The 21,223-nt window shown below is 48.6% G+C and carries 13 protein-coding genes; 1 reads left to right on the plus strand and 12 read right to left on the minus strand.

The window, feature by feature from the left end:
• Positions 1 to 9 precede the first annotated feature (9 nt).
• From DWY57_RS04880 to DWY57_RS04915, 7 genes are all read right to left on the minus strand, one after another.
• Positions 10 to 942 carry a DUF4922 domain-containing protein gene (locus tag DWY57_RS04880; RefSeq protein WP_117965664.1) on the minus strand — a complete coding sequence of 311 codons (933 nt, stop codon included), beginning with the start codon at positions 940 to 942 and terminating at the stop codon, positions 10 to 12.
• Between the two features lie 36 nt (positions 943 to 978).
• Entirely contained in the window at positions 979 to 2,439 is a 1,461-nt protein-coding gene (locus tag DWY57_RS04885; protein ID WP_118696326.1) for a glycosyltransferase family 2 protein, read from the minus strand.
• Between the two features lie 24 nt (positions 2,440 to 2,463).
• The gene (locus DWY57_RS04890; protein ID WP_118696325.1) at positions 2,464 to 4,323 is read right to left on the minus strand and encodes a PQQ-binding-like beta-propeller repeat protein; all 1,860 of its coding nucleotides are present in this window, start codon (positions 4,321 to 4,323) and stop codon (positions 2,464 to 2,466) included.
• 19 nt (positions 4,324 to 4,342) lie between these two features.
• Entirely contained in the window at positions 4,343 to 7,333 is a 2,991-nt protein-coding gene (locus DWY57_RS04895) for a xanthan lyase (protein ID WP_119961416.1), read from the minus strand.
• Positions 7,334 to 7,348: 15 nt separating this feature from the next.
• Entirely contained in the window at positions 7,349 to 8,803 is a 1,455-nt protein-coding gene (locus DWY57_RS04900; protein ID WP_009037758.1) for a sodium:solute symporter, read from the minus strand.
• A 173-nt stretch (positions 8,804 to 8,976) separates the two neighbouring features.
• Positions 8,977 to 10,143, minus strand: a complete 1,167-nt coding sequence (locus tag DWY57_RS04905) for a DUF1343 domain-containing protein (protein WP_034532683.1) — start codon at positions 10,141 to 10,143, stop codon at positions 8,977 to 8,979.
• A 229-nt stretch (positions 10,144 to 10,372) separates the two neighbouring features.
• A complete protein-coding gene (locus DWY57_RS04915; protein ID WP_057097743.1) occupies positions 10,373 to 12,466 on the minus strand; it encodes a BT4734/BF3469 family protein in 2,094 nt (697 codons plus the stop codon).
• Between the two features lie 371 nt (positions 12,467 to 12,837).
• Between DWY57_RS04915 and DWY57_RS04920 the strand changes: the two genes are divergently transcribed.
• The gene (locus DWY57_RS04920; protein WP_005824951.1) at positions 12,838 to 13,461 is read left to right on the plus strand and encodes an HU family DNA-binding protein; all 624 of its coding nucleotides are present in this window, start codon (positions 12,838 to 12,840) and stop codon (positions 13,459 to 13,461) included.
• Positions 13,462 to 13,609: 148 nt separating this feature from the next.
• Here DWY57_RS04920 and DWY57_RS04925 read toward each other — a convergent pair whose 3' ends face one another.
• The 5 genes from DWY57_RS04925 to DWY57_RS04945 form a co-directional block, all read right to left on the minus strand.
• On the minus strand, positions 13,610 to 13,918 hold the full coding sequence (locus tag DWY57_RS04925; protein WP_005824948.1) for a nucleotidyltransferase domain-containing protein: 309 nt from the start codon (positions 13,916 to 13,918) through the stop codon (positions 13,610 to 13,612).
• Between the two features lie 3 nt (positions 13,919 to 13,921).
• Entirely contained in the window at positions 13,922 to 14,194 is a 273-nt protein-coding gene (locus DWY57_RS04930) for an HI0074 family nucleotidyltransferase substrate-binding subunit (protein WP_005824947.1), read from the minus strand.
• 90 nt (positions 14,195 to 14,284) lie between these two features.
• Positions 14,285 to 15,838: a hypothetical protein gene (locus DWY57_RS04935; protein WP_005824945.1), complete on the minus strand. Its 1,554-nt coding sequence runs from the start codon at positions 15,836 to 15,838 to the stop codon at positions 14,285 to 14,287.
• A gap of 208 nt (positions 15,839 to 16,046) precedes the next feature.
• The gene (locus tag DWY57_RS04940) at positions 16,047 to 17,732 is read right to left on the minus strand and encodes a RagB/SusD family nutrient uptake outer membrane protein (RefSeq protein ID WP_005824940.1); all 1,686 of its coding nucleotides are present in this window, start codon (positions 17,730 to 17,732) and stop codon (positions 16,047 to 16,049) included.
• 22 nt (positions 17,733 to 17,754) lie between these two features.
• Positions 17,755 to 21,150: a TonB-dependent receptor gene (locus tag DWY57_RS04945; protein WP_016272490.1), complete on the minus strand. Its 3,396-nt coding sequence runs from the start codon at positions 21,148 to 21,150 to the stop codon at positions 17,755 to 17,757.
• Positions 21,151 to 21,223 lie beyond the last annotated feature (73 nt).

Raw genomic sequence — 21,223 nt, forward strand, 5'->3', positions numbered from 1 at the left:
TTTCAGAAGTCATATTTTTTCCCTGATACGCTGCCGTACCTTGTGGAAGTCTGTGGCAGAGAGGCATACTTCACTTAATATCTGTGCCACATCTTCCGCAGTGATTTTTAGGAAATCCTTTTCTACGGGGGTGATAAAGACACCTCCCAAGTCAACGGACGCCGGACTGCTCAATAGGTTGGCTTCTCCCTCGGCGGTGTAGCAGGTGGGACGGTGCTTCTCGCGCGGGAAGACAAAGACCACCCAACGGTCGGCCTCGTATAGGACCAGTACGTTCATCATCGGTTCGTCTTCCTCGGGTTTCACGTCCAGAGAGCGGTAAATGATGTCGAACAAGTCTGCCGCGTCCTCTTTGGAGATGGATTCAATCACAAGTGTGGCACGGGGAGCGTCATTGAGATACCATAGCGTAGCCTTTCCATAATCGGCTATCTTTCCGGCAACTTGTCCGCGCCAGTCTTTTTCGATAGGCATGAATCCTTTGTTTCCTGCTTGGAAATGAGCATGGTCGGGGGCGGAGGCGCCACATCGGGGACCGTTGTAGAAAATGGTATATTCCGTCAGCGCCTCGGCCAGCTCCAGCACATCGGTGAAGCGGGAAGCGATGCGTTGGGGAGTATGCGCCAGTTCCGGTATCGTCAGGTGGCGAGGGAAAATGGGGAACGGATTCACCAGAATATGGTAGTGCCCGCCAAATGGGATACCTTTCTGTACCGGTGGCAGGTTTGCCGGGCACAGAAAGCATTTTCGTTCCTGAATGGACTTGGCATCCACCTTGGCACCGGAGGAAACGATGCGTGCCGGGTTGAACTGTACCTTATAGGGTATGCCGTTTACATTCAGCTCTTTCACCCGCACACCGGAGAGGGCAGCATAATTGTTGCGTGCCGTCTCCCAGGATGCCAGTTGTCCGGTTAGAAGATTGTGTATCGTTTGATTCATGAGCTTGTCTGTTATTTGATGATTTACGGTGTGCAATCACTTTTTCTTGTTCATTGCTATGCGTGCTTGGAGTTCCCAAGTACGGATACGATCTTTGTAGAGGTTGTGTCCGTTCATTTTTACAATATCCAGTGAGGCGTCGGAATTGTCGTCCCAACGGCGGCAGAGGTAGACCACGTCGTACACACGTCCTATCTGGTATTGACGGGAGAAGTTCAGTCCTAGTGCATAATCTTCGCCATAGCTGGTATTGGGTACTTTCACTTCGCGCAGCACCGGGGTATAGAAGGCGCGTGGGGCACCCAGGCCGTTGATGCGGAGGGCGTTGTTGCGTCCGTTTGCCGGAGTCCATTCCTTGTGGTCGATGATGCCCGGAGCAATCATGTTCATGTTGAAGTCCGTCATCATATAGGTGCCTACCACCATGGCGCAGTTCTGTTCGTAGAAGGCACGTACCATGATGGCGAGTGTGTTTTCGTCTTTGTATACGTCGTCGCTGTCCAGCTGCACGGCAAACTTGCCACACTTGGGGTGGTGTACACCTACATTCCAGCAACCGCCGATACCGAGGTCGTTGCGTTCGGGGACGATATGGATGAGGCGTTCGTCGTCCTTGAATTCGTCGATGGCTTCCGTTGTGCCGTCTGTGGAGTGGTTGTCGATGATGATAAGATTATATTTGAAGTCTGTCTTCTGCATCAGTACCGACTTGATGGCATCGCGGATGGTACGGATACGGTTGCGCACCGGAATGATGACCGAAGCTTCATACTCAAAGTTACCGGCAGAGAACTCAATCTTCTTGAACTCCGGTGCCAGATACCCCCCGATTTCTTTCAGATGTTCGGTACATGCCTGCTCCATCTCAATCTGGCGGTCACGGTTTTTGGGGTCTACATAGTCGAAAATCTTTTCGCCGCTCTTGCGGGTATCGTTTTCCACCTCGCTGTATAAGTATTCGTTGATATGTACCAAGTCTGAATGTTGGCTCAATTTCAAGCGCAGGTCGTAAAGTCCGGCGAAGTTGTAGTCAGACTTCATGTGTCCGGCGGCTTCCTTTAGTTTTTCGGTGTTGAAAAGGAGCAGGGAGCCAAAGTTGAAGTCATCCCTCAAGGAACCGAATTGGTAGTCGATTACCGGAGCGTTGCTCTGCTTGCCGTCTGCTATTTGGTAGTGGTCGGCATATACCATACCGGCGCTTGAATCTTCAAGGATGTGTATCATACGTTCCAGTGCAAACATACCCATTTCGAGCGTAGTCTCTTTGGTATAAAGCAATGTGTATTCTCCCTTGGCTGCATTAGCAATAGCTTTGAGAGTTGCACTGCTGTAGGGCATGTCAACAAACAATATTTCGCAGTCCGGGAGCGATTCCAGAGTGGCATCGGTCGTGATTAACCGGATTTCTTCTATAAGTCCTGTCGCCTGTAGGCTATTCACTGTTTTTTCTACTTGTTCTTTTCCTGCGTAGGGAAGAAAGCAACTGATTTTATTCATGATATATCTTTTAATTTTTAATTCTCAATTTTTAATTCTCAGAAGTCCCACTTCCCCGCTGGTTGCCGTGAATAGAACTTCGTGGCCGTTCAACGGAACTACGGTACTGATGAGTGAATTTCCTATTTTATGTTTCCACAGTACTTTGCCTGTTTTTCCTTCCAGTGCGAAGATAAGTCCTTCTTTGGTACTGCCAAACATTACCCCCTCTTTTTCCACTTGCATGGAGGGGGCATGCTCATAACCGAAACCTATATTGGTTGCCCACAACTCCCGCGGAGTATCTCCTTGAGCTGCATAGCAAACAATGCTGTCGTTCATCGTTTTGCTATAGATACGTTCACCGTCTTCGGAAAGTCCGATGGTCTCGCGCACCATGGACTGGAAGGTGCGCCACACGGTATTGCCCGTATGGATGTCTATAGCGGTCATGGCGCGTTGCGGGTCGGTAATGAATACTTTACCGTCGGCAGCTACCGGCCATACGGCGGCAGGAGAGAAGTGCATGCGGGTCAGTCCGCCCGTCCATTTCCACAACTCACGTCCGTCAGTCTTGTTCAGGGCATACAGTGTATTGTCCCATGCGCCGAAGATGACCTTGTCTTCCGTCACCAACGGCTTGGTTTCGATGTAGCCCTTCACGCCGGTGTAGGCCCAGATTACTTTTCCCGTATGGATGTCTATGGCGCGGAAAGTGGCATCACTGGCACCGATGTAGGCGGTACCGTCTGCGATGGTCACGGCTCCGAGTACCGGTTCGGCAGCTTTTACCGTCCAGAGCAGGCTGCCGTCTTTGGCGTTCAATCCGTAGATGTGGCGGTCAGCAGACCCGAATACAACGATACCTTCGCTTACGGCCGGAGTACCGACAATGCGCTTGCCGGATTCAAAGCTCCATAGCTTTTTGCCGTTTTTCAGGGTGTAGGCTGTCAGCCGTCCCATATCGTCTCCTACGAACACTTTATCTTTTTCTACGGCGGAAGAGCAGTAAATGCCTGCGCCCGTCTGCACCATCCATTGCTCCTTTACTTGCGGATATTCCTTGTTGACCGAGAAGTCGGGATATTTCTCTGCCTTTCCGTTGCGGTCGTAATACTGCTTAGTCAGCGAGAATGCTGTCCACTGCTTCTTGGGCTCGCCGATACGTTGCGTGTATACCCGGATGGAATCCCCGGTTACTTCATAGATGCCATAACCCTGTTTCCCTTCTTTGTCGCGCAGGTTGCTGCGCATCAGTACGCCCGGAATGCCGTCATAACGTAAATCCCGGTTGCTGTGGTAGTGTCCGCCGATAAACAAGCGCACGTTGTAGGGGCGGACGGCATCCGTCACCTCATACCAGTTGTCCACATCACCTTCCATTAGCGGATAGTGGGTGACAAGTATCACCGGTTTGTCTTTGCCGTTTTTCTCCATTTCTTCCGTCATCCAACGGATGTCTTGCGGCACTACATGCCCGTAGGCCATACGCATCAGCGGACCGGAGTTGAAGCCGAGGAAAAGGAATCCCTTATGCTCGAACTCGAAGAGTTCGCCGCCAAAGATTTCTCCGAAAGCGGTACAGCCGGAGTCGCTCCATTTCGTTTCATGGTTGCCTAGGACTACGTGGTAGGGGACCTTCAGCAAGTCAAGGCACGATTTCACTTTTTCCATGGTAGTACGGTCGCCTTCTTCGGTCAGGTCGCCCGTCACCAGGACAAAGTCGATACTGTCGGTGGCATTAATCTGTGCCACGGAACGCAGCAGGTCCTCTGTGGGATTCGGATTGTTCGGGGTCAGATGAATGTCTGTCAGTTGGGCAAAACGGAATGTCCCTTGCTGTGCCTGCATCCCCAGGGGGAGCAGGCAAGCCATCAGGACGATTATTAACAGTCTTCTGTTCATAGATGATGATTGGTTGATATTATTTGTTGTCGTTGAAGAATGTCAGCACAGCATTCATGAGTGCCTCTCTTTCAGAATCAGTACGTATGGATTCAAAAGGGAATCCCAATACAAAAGTCTTGTAGTCGCCCTGGTAGGCCACACCGGCACTCAGGTTGTTTTCAGAATACCGCATCACGGTGTGTGCATCTTTGGTTGCCGGTTCAATGGCGTCCGGTGATTCCACCACATACGAATCGGCATTCAGCTCATTGTGATAGGTATAGTTTCCTGAAAGGGCGGGGAACGGAGAAGCTACGCTTTTCACCTTACCCATTGTAGCCGCTTGTCCCACACGCCACTTATATTTCAGTACTTCCATCGCAAATTTCTTGTCGGCTTCGTCGGCGGTTGCAAGGCGGTTGTCCCATAAATCCGTTCCTACAAAAGCGCCCGAAACAAAGATATTTCCACCTTGCTTACAATAAGCCGCAATAGCCTCCTGCATCGGTTTGCTGAAAGTCTTGAACTCCAACGGTTTTACGCCTCCCCGTCCCATCTTGGTCTGGCATTGCTTCCCAAGTATCAAGTCCACATACCTATACTCCCTCATATCCACCGGAATATTCTTCTCTCCCTTTCCTACGGGGGAGAGACTTTCATTACTAACCGATACAAACGAATATCCCGCTTTCAGGATAGCGGCACCATGTATGGCAGGATAATCGAACGTATTTCCTGCGATGACTTGGGTCTCGTAATTTCCATAACTGTCGCCGAAACCGGAGGCGTCGTCGTCCATCCAGGGAATGGAACGGCGGTATTCCTTCATCTTGCCAATGTAGCTGATGTCATGGATATAGGGGACCCCGTGGTCCTGCTCATCCAGAAATCCGGCAAGGAGGGTGTCGGCGGGGGCGGGGGCCGTAAAGTCGGCAGGGGCACTGATGCGGTCGAATCCGTTTATCACCAATACGGTACCTTTGGAATTGAACGCCCGTCCGGCGGAAAGAATTTCGGAAGGGAAACTCTCGCCGCCCTTGTTGACAGCGGTAACCTTGTAGCTGCATACCATGCCGGCGGGGAGCGTGGTTCGGTAACTGTTGCCGTCCACCAATACTCCGTTGTCGAAATCCCCGTCGCCGATACGGGTATAAACAATGTATTTCTCTGCTACGGCAGTTGGTTCCAACGCATCCGCTACGGGTTGCCAGGTCAGTTCCACTTCGTTCTCGCTGGTCATGCGCAAGGTCATGTGGTCTACCGGTAACGGTTGCACTACATAATCCATGTTGTATTGTGAGCAGAGGAACTGAAGCATACCTTTGTAGATGGCGCGGCTTACGGTGAAATGGAAACGCGGGTCCAGTCCGTAGCGCATGTCTGCAAAGTTTTGATGGGAAAGTAGTTCGAGTAGCATGGTAGGTACGCGGGGTACACGGGCCTCATAGTAGGATTGGTTCCATTTGCCCCGGCGTGTCCATTGGGGTTCGTAGAGGGTACGCACGTCACGCACGATGTTGGACTGAATCAAGTCTGTCAGGTCGTGGCTCAAGTAGCGGGATGCTCCGTTGGCGAATTTCTCATTGTAGGCGTTGGTATAGTAGATGCCGAGTGTCCCGATGATGGAATCGTTCAGTGTAGTTCCTGCATCGGAGTGGAAGGCAAAGGCCATGTTGACAGGGATGTTCAGCCCTTTTTCCGTCGGGTTCACGGCAGAGCCTCCGGAAAGGTAGTTCACCCAGATACCACGGCATTTATAGTCGTCGGTATAGTCATTCTTGCCGTTGCTTTCTGAATATACGCTGTCCGGTATGCCTGCCCATTGCAGCCAGTAGCGGGCGGCTTCGCAGAAACGGGGATAACCGCTGACTTCTCCCCGGGCTATGTTCCCCATGCCGCCGCCTATCTTCACGGCGTCGGCAGTGATGATTCTTCCTACTTTGGAGGAAAGGTTGCTCAGAACGACTTTGCATTCATTGTTCCGGCCGGCATTGAAGCCGAAGGTGCCGAGGTAAATCCAGGTGCCGCCTCCCATTTGCTGGTTTACCTTGAACTGCGTGGTGCCGCCTTTGTGATAGACGGTGTAAAGGGCATCGTCCGCGCTGTTTGGCAAGGTTTGGTAAGAGACGTATACGGCGTATTGTCCGGTCGAAGGGATTTCGGGAATCCATTCGGCGGTGCTTGCGTTTCCTTTCTTGATGGTTTCTATGGCGCGGTAGGTGCCTTCCTTGAAAGGATTCTCAAAGTCTATGTATTGGGGGCGCAGGTGGGCGAAGCCTTGTCCTTCTCCCTGACTCCAGAGCTTGTCACCGGAATTTTCTGTATAGACGGAACGGCCGGTCAGGCAACCGTCATTGTCTACGATGACTTCTGCCGTCTGGCAATCGCGTTCGCGGGGAAGCAGCACATTGGCACCGGCATTTTCCAGCATCGGCACGAGGAAAGGCAATACGTAGCTTTGGGTGTAGAGGTCTTCCACGGTCTGGAAGATACGTGCACGCTGCCATTCCCAACGGTCGAGTTTCGGCTCGTAGTACCAGCCGTGGCTTTGCCATAGGGCGATGTGCCGGTTCTGCAAGCCGTTGGTAGGGGTGTAGGGGGCGGAAATGTCGGTAACTAAAGGCTTGGAAGCGACGGGATTGAATGTCTTCGTCTTTTTGTCTTTTTTACTACGCAGGACTTGGGGAACCAGTTCTTCGATGCTGCGCTTGTTGGTACGGATTTGCAGCTTGTATTTGGTAAACTCCGCCGGTAGCAGGGCACTTACGCCCTGGTATATTTCGGCTACATTGTCCTCGCGGAAAGGAATATAGGCACAGTTCATGTTGGCAAACAGTTGCAGCGTATTTCCTTCCACGGCCACTGAGTCGATGCTGATACGTCCTACGGAAACTTCTTTCCGTGCGGTGGTATCCAGGAATTTCCCGATTTCCTGGCGGACATCCGTCGGAAGTTCTTGCGCACCTCCCCATTGGGGGAAGAGGGAGGCGGCAAGCAAACTTAGTAAAAACTGACGTCTTACGTTCATAGATGATGTATTAAGTTAATTGTTCTTTTTATCTTTCTTAATCAATAGACAGAGACCGATGAAAGTGAACAGTGCATTGAAAATCAGCAACTCGTAGCTGAATTGATAACCTCCGAACCAGGCTTCGGAATTTTTCTGCAGAATGAAGCAGAGAACCGGGGAGGCGATGGCAACCAGCGGGATGTACTTGTCACGCACTTGTTGTTTCATGAAGATGCCGAAAGCAAACAGACCCAAGATAGGACCGTAGGTATAGCTTGCCAGGATATATACAGCATCGATGACACTGGTGTTGTTCAGAAGATTGAATACGAAAATGGTGATTCCCATAACAACCGCCATGCCGATGTGCACTTTCTTGCGCATCTTCACAACCGTCTCTTCCGACTTGCCTTTCGTTCCCAGAATGTCTACGGTGAAGGAAGTGGTCAGCGCGGTGAGTGCCGAGCCTGCGGCTGAATAGGCAGAAGAAATCAGGCCGATGATGAACAGTATGCCCACAATGGCAGGGAAATAGTTGCCGGTGGCAATCAGCGGGAACAGTTCGTCACTCTTCTCCACCGCAATCTGCTGGTTGGCGGCAAAGATGTAGAGCAGCACGCCCAGCATCAGGAAAAGCAGGATGACGAAGAACTGCGAAATGACACTGGTAATCATGTTCTTCTGTGAGTCCTTGAAGTTCTTGCAGCTCAGGTTGCGCTGCATCATGTCTTGATCCAGCCCGGTCATGGCAATCATGGTGAAGGCACCGGCGAGGAACTGCTTGAAGAAGTACTGCTTGCTGTTCACATCGTCGAAGAAGAAGATGCGGGACATGTCACTGTCGGCAATGGTGCTTACCATACCGGTAAATGACAGATTGAGGTCGGAAGCGATATACCAGATGCAGAGTACGACCGACACCACCAAGCAGAATGTCTTCAGAGAGTCTGTCCAGATAAGAGACTTTACGCCACCCTGGAAAGTGTACAACCAGACCAGTGCCACCGTGATGGCCACGTTCAGCAGGAAAGGCAGTCCGAAAGGTTCGAATACCAGCAGTTGCAGCGTCAGGCATACGAGGAACAGACGGACAGCGGCACCGAGCATTTTGGAGATGAAGAAGAACCAGGCACCCGTGCGGTAGGAAGACATGCCGAAACGGTTCTCCAGATATTCGTAGATGGATACCAGGTTCATTTTGTAGAATAGCGGTACCAGCAGATAGGCTATGATGAGCTGTCCGGCAATGAAGCCCAACACCATTTGCAGATAGCCGAAGCTGCTGGCGGCAACCATGCCGGGTACAGATACATAGGTCACACCTGAAATGGCGGAACCGACCATGGCGAACGCCACGACATACCAGGATGACTTGCGGTTACCTACAAAGAAGCCGGCGTTGTCTGCCTTCCTTCCTGCAATATAGGATACCGTGAACAGTATCGCGAAGTAGGCGGCTATGGTGATGATTACGGATAGTGGAGTCATGAGGTTATTTACGATTTTATGATTTACGATTTTATGATTTACGATTTACGATTGAAATTACTTCTTTTGATGATATGTACGACTTTGATTATCCTATGTACGCTCTGACGTTCTCTTCCAATTCACGTTCATTTTTTTATCGTAAATCGTAAATCGTCAAATCGTACATCCCTTTATTCTTCGTAGAGCAGGTAGGGCTTGCGCTGTACCTTGAATTTCTCTACGTCGTCTTTCCATCTTGCCTTGATTTCTTCGGCGCTCTTCCCTTCCTTTATCATTTTGCGCACGTAGTCGGTGCCTATCAACAGTTCGAAGAAGGAACGGAAGAAGTGGTCGTCCATGTTCAGATTCCGGTAAGCGTCTATCACGTAACTCAAGTCAATACCGCGTTTCCAGATTTCCTCGTCGCTCATGTTGCTCAGGTTCACGCCGTGGCAAAGCTTGCCCAGCTGGGGCGGATTCTTGGCTCCGGGAACACTGCGCGGGGTGAAGCTGTAGCTGTAGCCCGTCATGTTGGGATGCCCGTAGACCTGGAAGGGGAGGTCGGTTCCTCTTCCCAGACTGACCGGAGTGGCCTCGAAATAGCAGGTCGAGGGGTACAGATAGATGGACTTCATGTTCGGCAGATTGGGGGACGGGGGAATCGGCAGCTTGTATAGGGTCTGGTGCGTATAGTTCTTGCAGGGAATGACGGTCAGGTCGCAAGTGCGTGACGCCGGCAACCAGCGTTCGCCGTTTACCATCAGGCCCAGTTCGCCCAGCGTCATGCCGTGCACCACGGGAATCGGCAGCCAACCTACACCGGATTTATATTTCATGTCCAGTATCGGGCCGTCCACGTAGTGTCCGTTCGGATTGGGGCGGTCCAGTATCAGCACCTTGCGGTTGTATTCTGCACAAGCGTCCATCAGCCGGCACATAGAGGCATAATAAGTATAGAATCTTAGGCCTACATCCTGGATGTCTACCACAAGGATATCAAACTTGCGCATGGATGCTTCGCTTGGTTTTCCGGATTTCCCGTCGTACAGCGAGAGGATAGGTACTCCGGTCTTCTTGTCTACCGAGCTGGACACGTGTTCGCCTGCGTCGGCATCTCCTCTGAAACCGTGTTCAGGGGAGAAAATGGCTACTACATTGAACTTGTTTTCCAGCAGAATGTCCAGCAGATGCTTGTCTCCTATCATTCCTGTATGATTGGAGAATATGGCAATTCGTTTATCTTTTAGGATTGGAAAATACTCGGAAGTCTGTTCATCACCTAAAATAACTCGTTCTTCTTGTGCCCGGCACAGTAAAGAACTACATAGCACAAAGGCTAAAAGCAGCAGTTTCTTCATAATAGTATTATTAAGGAGGACGTTGTTTGCAACAAAGATACGTTTTATTTTAATATCAAAAACACTTATTTGGGTATTTTTAGTATTATCAATCATAATTTGCAAATAGTCAACTGTTCACCTTATTAATAATGGTTGAACTGCATCAACTGCGTACGGAAATACTTTTTATAAAAAGAGTGAGGGCCAAGTTTGCCCTCACTTTGGTACAATCGGTGGGAGTGCCGGTTCATTCTTCTATTCTTACCAGATGATAAAGTGTTCCCCGGTTCGATTTCTTGTTGAGGATGTCCAGCTTGCGGAGCGTGCGCCCGAAAGCTGCTATCCGGTTGATGGCCAACTTATCCCTCGTTTTCTGTTGCAGGTCGTTGAAAATCTGCATGGCTGTGAGCCATTCGCCTTCTTCGCTCTCCTCCGCGCCACGGAAATGGCAAAGGAAAAGTTCTTCCAATGGGTCTACCCGCTCGAATTCCCGGTTGTACTCCTTTACGATTGCTTCGTCAGTGTCGTCCAGCCAGTAGCGTTCACCCTTCATGATGTCGTGCATGGCTTGGGCATAGAGCTGGTGATAATTGATAGTGACGTTTGTCTGGATAGGACCGGTCACTTCGATGCAGATGAAACGGCGACTTCCCGACGGGTCGGTCAGCAGGTCTTTCAGATTGCTGGTCCCGATGAAGGAGGCATAGCGGCGCATTTCCTGAATAGTGCTACCGTAGGGCTTTCGCAGGTTGGCAACCGGTTTTTGCAGGAGGTGCTTCAAGAAGCCTTGCTGATTGGCGTTTATCTGGTCGAATTCGTCGATGTTAATCAGAAAAAAGCGGCCAAGGCTGCGCTCCGCTTCCTGCTTGCTCTTGAAGTCGATACTGTCGGTGTAGCCGAAACGCAGCTCCGGTGGCAATAGGATACGGCAGAAAGTACTTTTGCGGTAACCTTGCGAACCTACGAGCAGGGGCGAGGTATTGTTGCCGTGCTGTTTGTCGATTCCCCGCCAATGTGCCACCATGCCAAGAAACCACCGGTAGAACAGTTCCCTCCAGTGGGGATTGTGGCAGGGCACGAGGTCGGCCAATGCGCGGATGCGGTCTTTGCCGTCCCAGCGTCCGGTGTTATAGAGATATTCTTCGATGGGGTTGTATAGCGGCACGTAGTCCGAAGACAGGAAGCGGGTGATGTCGCGGTCCCACACACGTACTCCCTCTTTCAGTGCCTTCATGGCGATGCTGCTGCGTACGCGCTGGTCGGCAGGTTGGAAGTAGAAGTGGATGGAGTCGCGCTGCCGGTATTCCAAGTCGCCAAGCACGGTGTTGTAGCGGAATTCGTAGCGGCGTTTCATGAACTCCTCCAGCCGGAAAGCAGTTTCCTGGTCTTTGTTCAGGCTGCTGCGGGTGCCGAAGCCTTTCAATTCCCCGTAAAGGTTATGCAGCGTCAGGCGTACAAGGGGTTCGTCTGCCTCCCGGTAGTAGTGCATCAGTGTCTGGCGCACCGCTTCTTCTTCAGGAATGCCGGCTTTGAAGCAATGTTCGGCAAGGCGGGACAGCAGCGGGCGCAGGTCGTCGCCCCGTCGCCAGTTGTCCAAATCGCGGAAGGCGCGGTCGAGGGCGGCCTCGAAGAGCAGGTTGCATGTGTCCGCCACTTCGTAGCCGGGAGTCATTCTCAGCAACGGATTGCTTTCCTGCTGTTTCCGTTGGCGGTAGTTGTCTTCCGAGGGCAGGGCGCAGGGCTGTTCCAGGCAGAAGGCCACGGCGGTGGGGCTATAATAGGGCTGTTCGTCCACGGTCATCCGGCAGCTTTGTAGGAGTGAAGGAGCCTGGAGGGTGATGGGGAAAGGGAGAAGGGGTTGGTAGCACTTCACTGCCAGGCGGTAGGCGTGGGCGTGGAATAAGGCGATATCGTCTTCATTCTTTGGAAGCCCTCCGTCGGGCAGGGTGAAGCGTACCCATATTTTGGCGCTTCGTCCGCTGGAGCCACAGAAGGCGGCAAAGGTTTGCGGCAGCAGGGCGGCTTGTTGTTTCACCAGTTCGGCTTCGGCCACCCCGGCCAGATTGTTTACTTCCAGTAGTACCAGCCCGTTGTAGGTCTTTATCCGGTGTTCTCCTGCTTTGGTGCGGGTCATTTCTACGGCGGGATAGAGACGCGGCAGTCTGTCGATATGCTCATATCGGGCGTTGGTCCCTTTCAAATGCGGGATGATGCTACGCAGCTCCGTAATGTATCCGGTCTTGTTCTCTGTTTTCAGCTTTTCCATCAACATGTCCGTTTCTTGTGTGCTGACGGCCTCTTTTCCGCTTTCGCGTTCCTCTCTGATCAGTGTGATTTTCATTCTTTATCGTGTATGTAATATTCTTGTAAAGATACGCCGGGAAAGGGGGGGATACAAGCTTTTCAAGGATTATTTTCCGATTGGCTTCTTTTTTGGGGTGGAATGTCTATATGTTTCTTTTATAAAAGGTGTTTGTTTCTTTGCTTATCCCCATAGTTTTGTCTATTTTTACACCAGAGTTTATGAACAGTCCACTAAAGTGGTCTTTCTTGTTCATATTAGTGAACGGAGCAGCTCACTACAGTGAACGGTTCTGCTCACGGGCTGGGCTGTGATATAACCTTTGTACTTCAACAGACTGCGTACGTACTTCGCACGTGTTCCGTGCAGTGCTTTATCGTATAATGTAACCCTTTAACGCAGTTTGAACTATGGCTATTTTGTTTGATTGGTACGAGAATCCGGACTCGTACGACAAATCTCCGGAAGATAAAATCCTTCATCCCCGTCTCCGCCTAAATGGGAGCAGGTCTACCGATGAATTGCGGCGGGACATCCAGGCACGTTGCTCATTGACAGAAACCGATGTGACGGCTGTGCTTGATGCTGTGTCGCACGTCATGGGCAGGGAACTTGCCGAAGGAAGGCAGGTGCATCTCGACGGCATCGGCTACTTTCGCGTGTCGCTCACCACGATCGAACCGGTAGTGGCTGCTACCAAGCGTAAGTTGACGAAGGTGAAGATGGCGGGTGTGAAATTTCGTGCCGACCAGAAACTGAAAAATGAAATTGGTACCATCAAGGCAAAGGCTTTGAAGGCAAACGAGCATTCGGCTAAACTGACGGATAAAGAGATAGACCGTCGGCTGACCAACTATTTCGCCACTCGCCCTTTTATGACACGGAATGACTTTCAAAGCGTTTGCGGCATGATGCGTACTACTGCCATGCGGCATATCCGTCGGCTGCGCACCGAAGGAAAGTTGAAGAATGAGGGAACAATGCTGCAACCGATTTATGTACCCGTTTCAGGATATTACGGTAAGAATGAGTGACTTATAACTTTGAACGAAGAAATCTTGTGGTGAGGGCAAATTTTGCCCTCACTTTTTAAATTTGCTCTCACCCACCTCTTGAATGCCGATGAATAGGGCGATGCGTGCGAAAGGTGAGGGTGGTGAGGGTGGATGTGTGAAATTTAGTTTAGTTTGATGGGCGGCTGAATATGGGTATTCCCATACGGTGTATATGTTCCAAAAGGTCGGCATTCTTTAATTTGCCATAGATGGAAAGGTCTACGCTGTAAGGCAAAAGCAGGTCATCTATTTCATCGGAAAGGCTACTTAAAGTATTATACGTAAGTCTGTCTCCCATCAGCGTGATGTCTATGTCGGAAAAAGGCTTGAAATTTCCTTTGGCTCGTGAGCCGTACAAAACAGCCTGCTCTATTTCTTCATGTTTCCGGAAGAGATTGCATAGCTTTTCCAGTTCATTGTCGGTCAATCCGTACATAGCTCAATCGAATAAGGATGGTGTATTCAAGGATTGCATTTTCTCTTCAGAGACTACATCGTTGTCATGATTGTGCGATGTCAGATTTCGGGCTTCTATAGTCTCCGTCCATTGCTTGTCATCAATCAATCCCATTTCAAGGGCTTTGCGTATGGCATCACGGGAGCTGCGGATGTCGGTATACCCCTGATATTCTGCATAGTCCTTCATCACTTTCCAGGCCAGTTCGTGGGTATATTCAAAACGCTGTATCCATCGTATGTCTTGCTGTACCATGATAGCTGTCTGTTTTTAAGTAAGCAAATATAAGCTTCTTTTGTGTAACGAGCAAATGGATGGGGGCTTTTTCGTGAAAGCTGTCTGGGGCTATTTTGGAGAAAGGCTGTTTTTAGGTGTGGAATAAGTTCCTGAATTTGTTGAGCCGATGTCGAAATAGTTATATATGTATGTTCTGGTTCCACATGCATTTATGAAATCAACCGTTACGCAAACTCGTTCAATTTCATGACTGTTCCGACTGCTGAAAGTAGTGAAATAATATCCTTGCATGTCTACCTCCCAATCGCAGTCAACACTCCAATGAAAATCATGCGCACCTTCAGGAATAGGATTCAATCCGCATTCACCTCCGCTTTGTGACAGATAGCCATATATAATGTCATGGTCATTTTCTTGTATTCCTGATACATTGAAAGTAATTGGTTTGGAAAACTGAACAGTGTATTCCTTTGTGTGTACTATTGCGGTTAAGGTCGTATAAATGGAACTGCCTCCGGGTGTCCCTAAATTATTCAGGGTGATAGCAGGTGATGCCTGATTTAATTGCGAATATAAATCGTTGCCAACAATCCAATCCACTGTTGCTTTTGTGGGAAAATTCTTGATACTGAATGTCCCGTTGTCACAGATTACGTCAGGGCCAATCAGTTGCATTGATGTCTTAGATACACTCAAAGGTAGCTCATTGGTAAAATTATCGGTTTGATTTTTATATTTGTAGCTCACTTTGACACTTGCGTTACCGGGTTGTGTCGGTACGATTGTTACCGTAGAGCTGTTCTGACCACTTACTATCTTAATATTCTTCCCGGTCCAATAAAATGTATGTGCCTTGCTGTCATTGATGGAATATATGTATTCTTTATATTGTTCAATATTTCTGTAGCCATCTATTTGAGGACCCATATTGGGAAAACTGATATTGCTTTTCCGAGCCATGAAATACTCTTTTGCTCCGATAGAATTTATGTAGAAATCATGGACTTCTACTCCGACATCGCTGTTCTTGAAGGCTTGCTTTGATTTCAAATTTATTTGGAATCTACTTTGTGTGACAGATGCACTTTGAGAGACTTCAGCGAATAGATTTTTATCGTAAGTCCACTTTATGCCCGTATCTTTGTTTATGGAATAATTGCACCAAAGTGTTATCGTATCTCCCAATTCAAATGTTGAAGGGGCATTGATTGGCATAGGTTTCATTTTGACATTGATGTTTCTTAGATCTGCGGTAAGTTCGATTGTACTTTTTTCAGGACGTACCATCAGGGTAGAATTACTACCTGCTTTAGTCCATAATACATTTATTGGAAAATGGTTTTTTCCTGCTGGAATTTGGGTTACCCATGTACTCTCGAATCGTTCTTGGTAGTTTGTTTTGAATCGTGCTTCTCCACCGACTGCTGAAATTCTTATACCTACAGATTGTTTTTGTATAGGAATACTTAAATCATAAGTGTAGTAACCATCACTAACATAGGGGTTCATTTCGCCCGTAATAGTACCGCTTATGTAGGAAGCACGTGTTGTGACATCAGAATAGAAATCCTTATCTTGTAACTCGTCTGTTTGTTCTTCTTTGTTGCAACTACTATTGATGAAGCAGATTAGTAGTACGAAAAATATGTTCTTCTTTTTCATGATATGTTTCTTGTTAGTATGTTATGAACGAAGGGAAAGTATATGATATTGATTTATGGTTCCTTTTAGAAGGTGCTATTCGTGTTTCTATACACCTTTTAAAGGGAATAACAAAAGCGTCCATACATTTGTATTTAGATACATGGAATGTATGAACGCTTTAATTAAATCCAAACGAGGTACAGCGCGATATGCTGTTTTTAGTTGATTACCAACCCGGATTCTGCTTCATGTTTTTATTCAGGGTCAACTGTGTAGTTGGAATCGGGTAGAAATAATGTTTGGCTTCATAAGTACGGATTTGTGCATCGGAGGCATCTATATATCCGTTCTTGGTCGCTTCTTCACAGTCAGGCACATTGCTTACGTTGGCGCCCAACATGGTGTTCGGGTACTTGGTTGAATCCAATTTGTCGAGCTGGTGCCAACGGATTAAATCCCAATATCGGTACCAGTTATCCATAATCAGTTCGCAACGGCGACAGCGGCGTATCTCCCAAATCAGATTGCTTACTCCCATATTATTGGCAGGATCGGCATCTGGAGTAGTTGTCATAGCCGGCAGGCCGGCACGAGCCTGAAGCTTGTTTATGGAGTTGTTGAGATCGTCTTGTGTGAGAGAACCCATTTCGGCTTTGGCTTCTGCAAAGTTCAGATAAATAACTGAAATCCAATAGAGCGGGCAGTCGGTGTATTGGTAGCCGATGTTGTTTCGGTCGCTAACACTCAATTCTTCGGGGTTATCATACTTGGCGATGCCATAACCGGTCGATGTGGTGAAGGCTGCTACACCGGCACGGCTGTAGGCGTGGCCTCTGAAAGAAAGTACCGGGTCAAGAATTTCGGACAGGCGCTTGTCGCGTACGGCCAAAACCTCTCTTATAGAGTAATTTTTGTCTGCATCCAATACGGCTGCATCGTCCTTGTTTTTCGAGGTTGTTGCCAACGGTTTTCCATCAAGGAAAAGGAAACTGTCGAATGCGTCCTTTGAAATGCCGTGCGTACCACTTGTATTGATTGTGTAGTCAATGGTGGAGTGCCTTAACGAACTTTGTGCATAAGGCTTGTAGAAAATCATTTCCGGATTGCTTGCCAGGCTGACAGAATTATAGTTGGCTTTGTAACTGTTACTTAGAGAGTAGTTTTTGGCCATAAGATATTCGCAGGCTGATACACATTCTTGCAAGTATTTGTTGGCGCGGCTCTCATCAGCGGCTTTGCCATTCTCTGCTTGAGTGCGATATTTGCAGTATGTACCTTCATATAAGGTGATGTCTGCTTTCATGGCATATGCCATGTCGGTGCTGAAACGTTGCCGATTGCTGTTTGCGGTAATGTGTTCGCACGCATAATTGATGTCTGCCAGCACATGGTCCATCACTTCATCCCGGTCGGTGCGTGGTCCGTAGAGGGCTTCGTTGTCGGCTGGGTCGATAACTTTGTCTATCCATTGAACATCGCCGTACATACGGACCAACTGATAGTATTCCCACGCACGGTTCATGCGTGCAAGACCTTCATAGTGGGCCTTTGTTGCTTCATCAAGAGAGGAAGACTGTACACCGGCAATGATATAGTTGGCGCGTCGGATTTCTGTGAAAGGGGCTGACCAGTTTGTGGAAGATGCGACCACGTTAGTGTAAGTCCAGTTATGGCTTTCTGCATCTACCTGGTCATCGCTTATTGTTTTGAAGTAGAACCATCCTCCACTGGCTCCGTTGCCAAAGCCGGTAAAGTTGTTATAAAAAGTATTGCACTGATTATCCAAATTATCGGTGTTGCTCCAGTATGCCGGAGTATTCGTGAAGGTATCCAAGGGGGATTTGTCCAGCAAATCGTTGCAACCGGTTAACATCGCCAGCGCTGTGACCCCATATATAAATAATTTCTTCATTGTTCTTAAGTTTTTGAGGTTGTTATAATGTTACCTGGACTCCAAATGAGAATGTGCGTGTAATAGGAGCTATACGTCCCCATCCACCAGCTGTAAGTCCATTGCCTGTACTGATTTCGGGGTCGACTGGAAGGTCATTCCCTTTGTGGAGCAGAAAGAGGTTGCTGCCACTGAAGTAGATACGTGCTTTCTCAATGTAGGCTTTGCGTGTCCACTCTTTCGGAAGGGTATATCCCACAGTTACGTTCTTCAGACGAAGATAGGACATGTCTGTCAAATAGCGGGATTGGGGATAGTAGTTGTTGCAGCCGTTAGCTATACCGGATACGGTACCTCCACTATTATTTGTACCACGATAAAGACGTGGATAACGGTTGCCTTGATTTACCTCATAACCGGTAATGGCGGTATAGTCTGAATTCCAAAGCACTTTGTTATAGCTTGTTTGGTGGGAATAGATGGCTACGTCGGCATGTACCATGGCGGGAAGGTTTAGGGAAGAAGTCGTCCAGTCCTCACGTTTGCCTACACCTTGGAAGTAGAGGTCAAGGTCGATACCTTTCCACGCTCCGCCTAAATGGAAGCTGTATTCGTAGCGTGGCATAGAGTTTCCGATGACTTTCAAATCGCCGTGGTCGTCTGCTGTGCCTTTTCCACCGTCAATCTTGCCATTGCCGTCTAAATCCTTGAACTTGACGTCTCCCGGGCCGTAATGGAAATTACCGGATTCCAGTCCTGCCTGGCTTGCAATGCCGTTTGCATAATTCCATGAGCCGTCTGCATTTTGGCTGGTGAAGTCTTTTTCCTCGAAGTAACGGTCGGTTTCAAAACCGAAAATGTCACCGTAGGTTTTACCGGTGTAATAGGTGCTGAGCAGTTTGGAATCATTGTCCCACTTTGTTACTTTAGTCTTGGAGTCACCGATGTTGAAGTTGGCATATACGTCGAAGTCGCCGAAGGTATGGCGCCAGTTCAAGTTCAACTCCCATCCACGTGTACGTAAGGTACCGGCATTTTCATAAGGAGCAGAAGCACCCAGAGTGTTCGGCAATACTTGTGCCGGTGCCAGCATGTCACGATTCTCACGTTGGAACCAGTCGAAACCTATAGTCAGTTCGTCATTCAAGAGACCCAGGTCAAGACCTATATTGAGGGTGCGGATACGCTCCCAGGTCAAAGTACTTGATACCAAATCCGGCATGTTATACATGGTCAGGAGATTAGCGTTGGCATTATTGTTTTCAATCCAATAGATATAGCCGGTACTTTTATTGTTCAACCGTTGGCTTATTAATTGTTCGAACATGTAGTCGCCCACAGCCTCGTTGCCGATTTCGCCAAAAGAAGCACGCAACTTACCATTGCTGACAATATGTTTCAGTGGGGCGAAGTAGGCTTCTTCGGAGAAGCGGTAGCCGATGGATGCAGAAGGGAAGAAGGCCCACTGGTCGGTATGGGGGAAACGGGAAGAACCGTCGTAACGTCCGTTCAGTTCCAATAAATAAATGCCTTTGTAGTCATAATTGATACGGCCGAAATAACCGGCAGAAGCGCGGGATGTATGATTCCAACTCAAATCTTGTCCATCCTTGCCAGCCATATTCAGTTCGGGGTATCCCTCTTGATCGTACATCACATTGCGGGTACCATACAGATATTTGTATTCCTCTTCTTCTGCGTTGACACCTGCCATTACATTCAGGTTGTGTTTTTTGGCAAATGTTTTGGTATAGTTTACGTATGCGTTGGCCGTCCATGTGTTCTGTTTGGAAAAGTCTCTCCAGATGCCGCTATTGCCTTTAGTGACGATGTAAGAGGGTACCGGTTTCCCGCTCCAATTGATGCCGTAAACGGAGTTGTCCTGCGAACCGCTGTTCATATTCTGAATGGCATATGTAAAGTCTGCATTAAGGGTCAGTCCTTTAACGATTTCAGCTTTCAAGAAGGTGTTCATACGGGTCAGGTCTGTTGTCACTTCACGATCGGCAGCTTGCTTCTGCATGGCCATGACGCGTGTGTCATAGCCGTCGATTGTGCCCGAAGGAATGAAATAAGAACCCCAACGCCACAAATATTGGTAGGTGTTGGCCCATGTGTCCGGGCGTTTATAGTTCTTACGACTATAGTTGATGCGTGCACCCACCTGTAGCCAGTCGTAAACATTAGTGGTGACATTGACTGAGGCATTGTACTTTTTTAGTTCGTCCGGGTGAATCTTCATCTGTCCTTGCTTTTCGTTGTAGCCGAAAGATAGGTAGTAATTGGTCTTACCAGATGTTCCTTGTATAGAAACATTGTGGCTCATGGAAGGAGCAGCTTTGTTGAAGTAGATGTCCTGTACATCCCAGTCAGCATAATAAAAAGGAGTGCCGTCCAATACGATATAGTCACCCACGTTACTATCGCTTTGGTAGAGGTTCATAGGACGGTAGCCGGTCTTGCCGCCGTTCTGTTGCTGCCACTTTTCGGCGTAAGGTAACAATTTGTCGAAATACATACCGAACAATTCAGGCATACCGGCACCACCGTTCATACTGGCTTCGATACCCATCTTTAATTGTGTGGGTACATCGGGATAGTCCGGCAGGTAAGTAGCTTGATCCCATGCAAAATTGTTGCTGTAATTGATGGTAACCTTTTCGCTAGGCTTTGCGCTCTTGGTATTGATTAGAATCACACCGAAAGCGGCGCGCGTTCCATAAATGGAGGAAGCGGAAGCGTCCTTCAGTACGGAAATATTTTCGATGTCTTGCGTATCGAGGAAAGAAATGTCATCCATCGGAACGCCGTCCACTACAATGAGTGGATTGCTGACTTCTCCATTACTCAATGTCCCCAAACCACGTATACGCATGGAGGCTGTCTCGTCGATGGCACCACTTGTGGTGAGAATGCTTAGTCCCGGAACAGCCCCTTGCAATGCTTTGGCTACATCTTGTTGTGGACGACCTGCCATTGTCTTGTTTAAGTCCACTGTAGAAACTGCTCCTGTCAAGTTAGCCTTCTTTTGTACACCGTAGCCTACTACTACTACTTCATCCAGCATCTCGGTATCTTCTTTCAGAGTTATTCTCATCGTTTTGGCTGCCTTCACTTCTTGTGTCTGATAGCCCACAAATGATATTTTTAGTGTTGCTCCCGGTGTTATGGTCAATGTAAACTTACCGTCTAAGTCGGTAATTCCGCCGTTGGTAGTCCCTTTTTCTACTACGCTGGCACCGATAATCGGTTCGCCGGCTGCATCGACAACTAAACCGCTGATAGTGATAGCTTGTAATTGTTCTGTTACGCCAAGCGAATTATCAGGATTGGCTTGTGCAGCCATCACGTTGCCGCTGCTTAATAACAGTGAGCTGATTGCCACTGCTGTGAGGAGTTTGCTATGTGTTAGTCCTCGTTTTTTGTGATCTTCATTCATAAATGATTGATGATTTGTTGTTAATTAAATACTTCTTAAATTTAGGGTAAGGGTAATAAGGACCGAATAGTGA

This window comes from Bacteroides sp. AF25-5LB, assembly GCF_003602965.1.
GTDB classification, from domain to species: domain Bacteria; phylum Bacteroidota; class Bacteroidia; order Bacteroidales; family Bacteroidaceae; genus Bacteroides; species Bacteroides uniformis.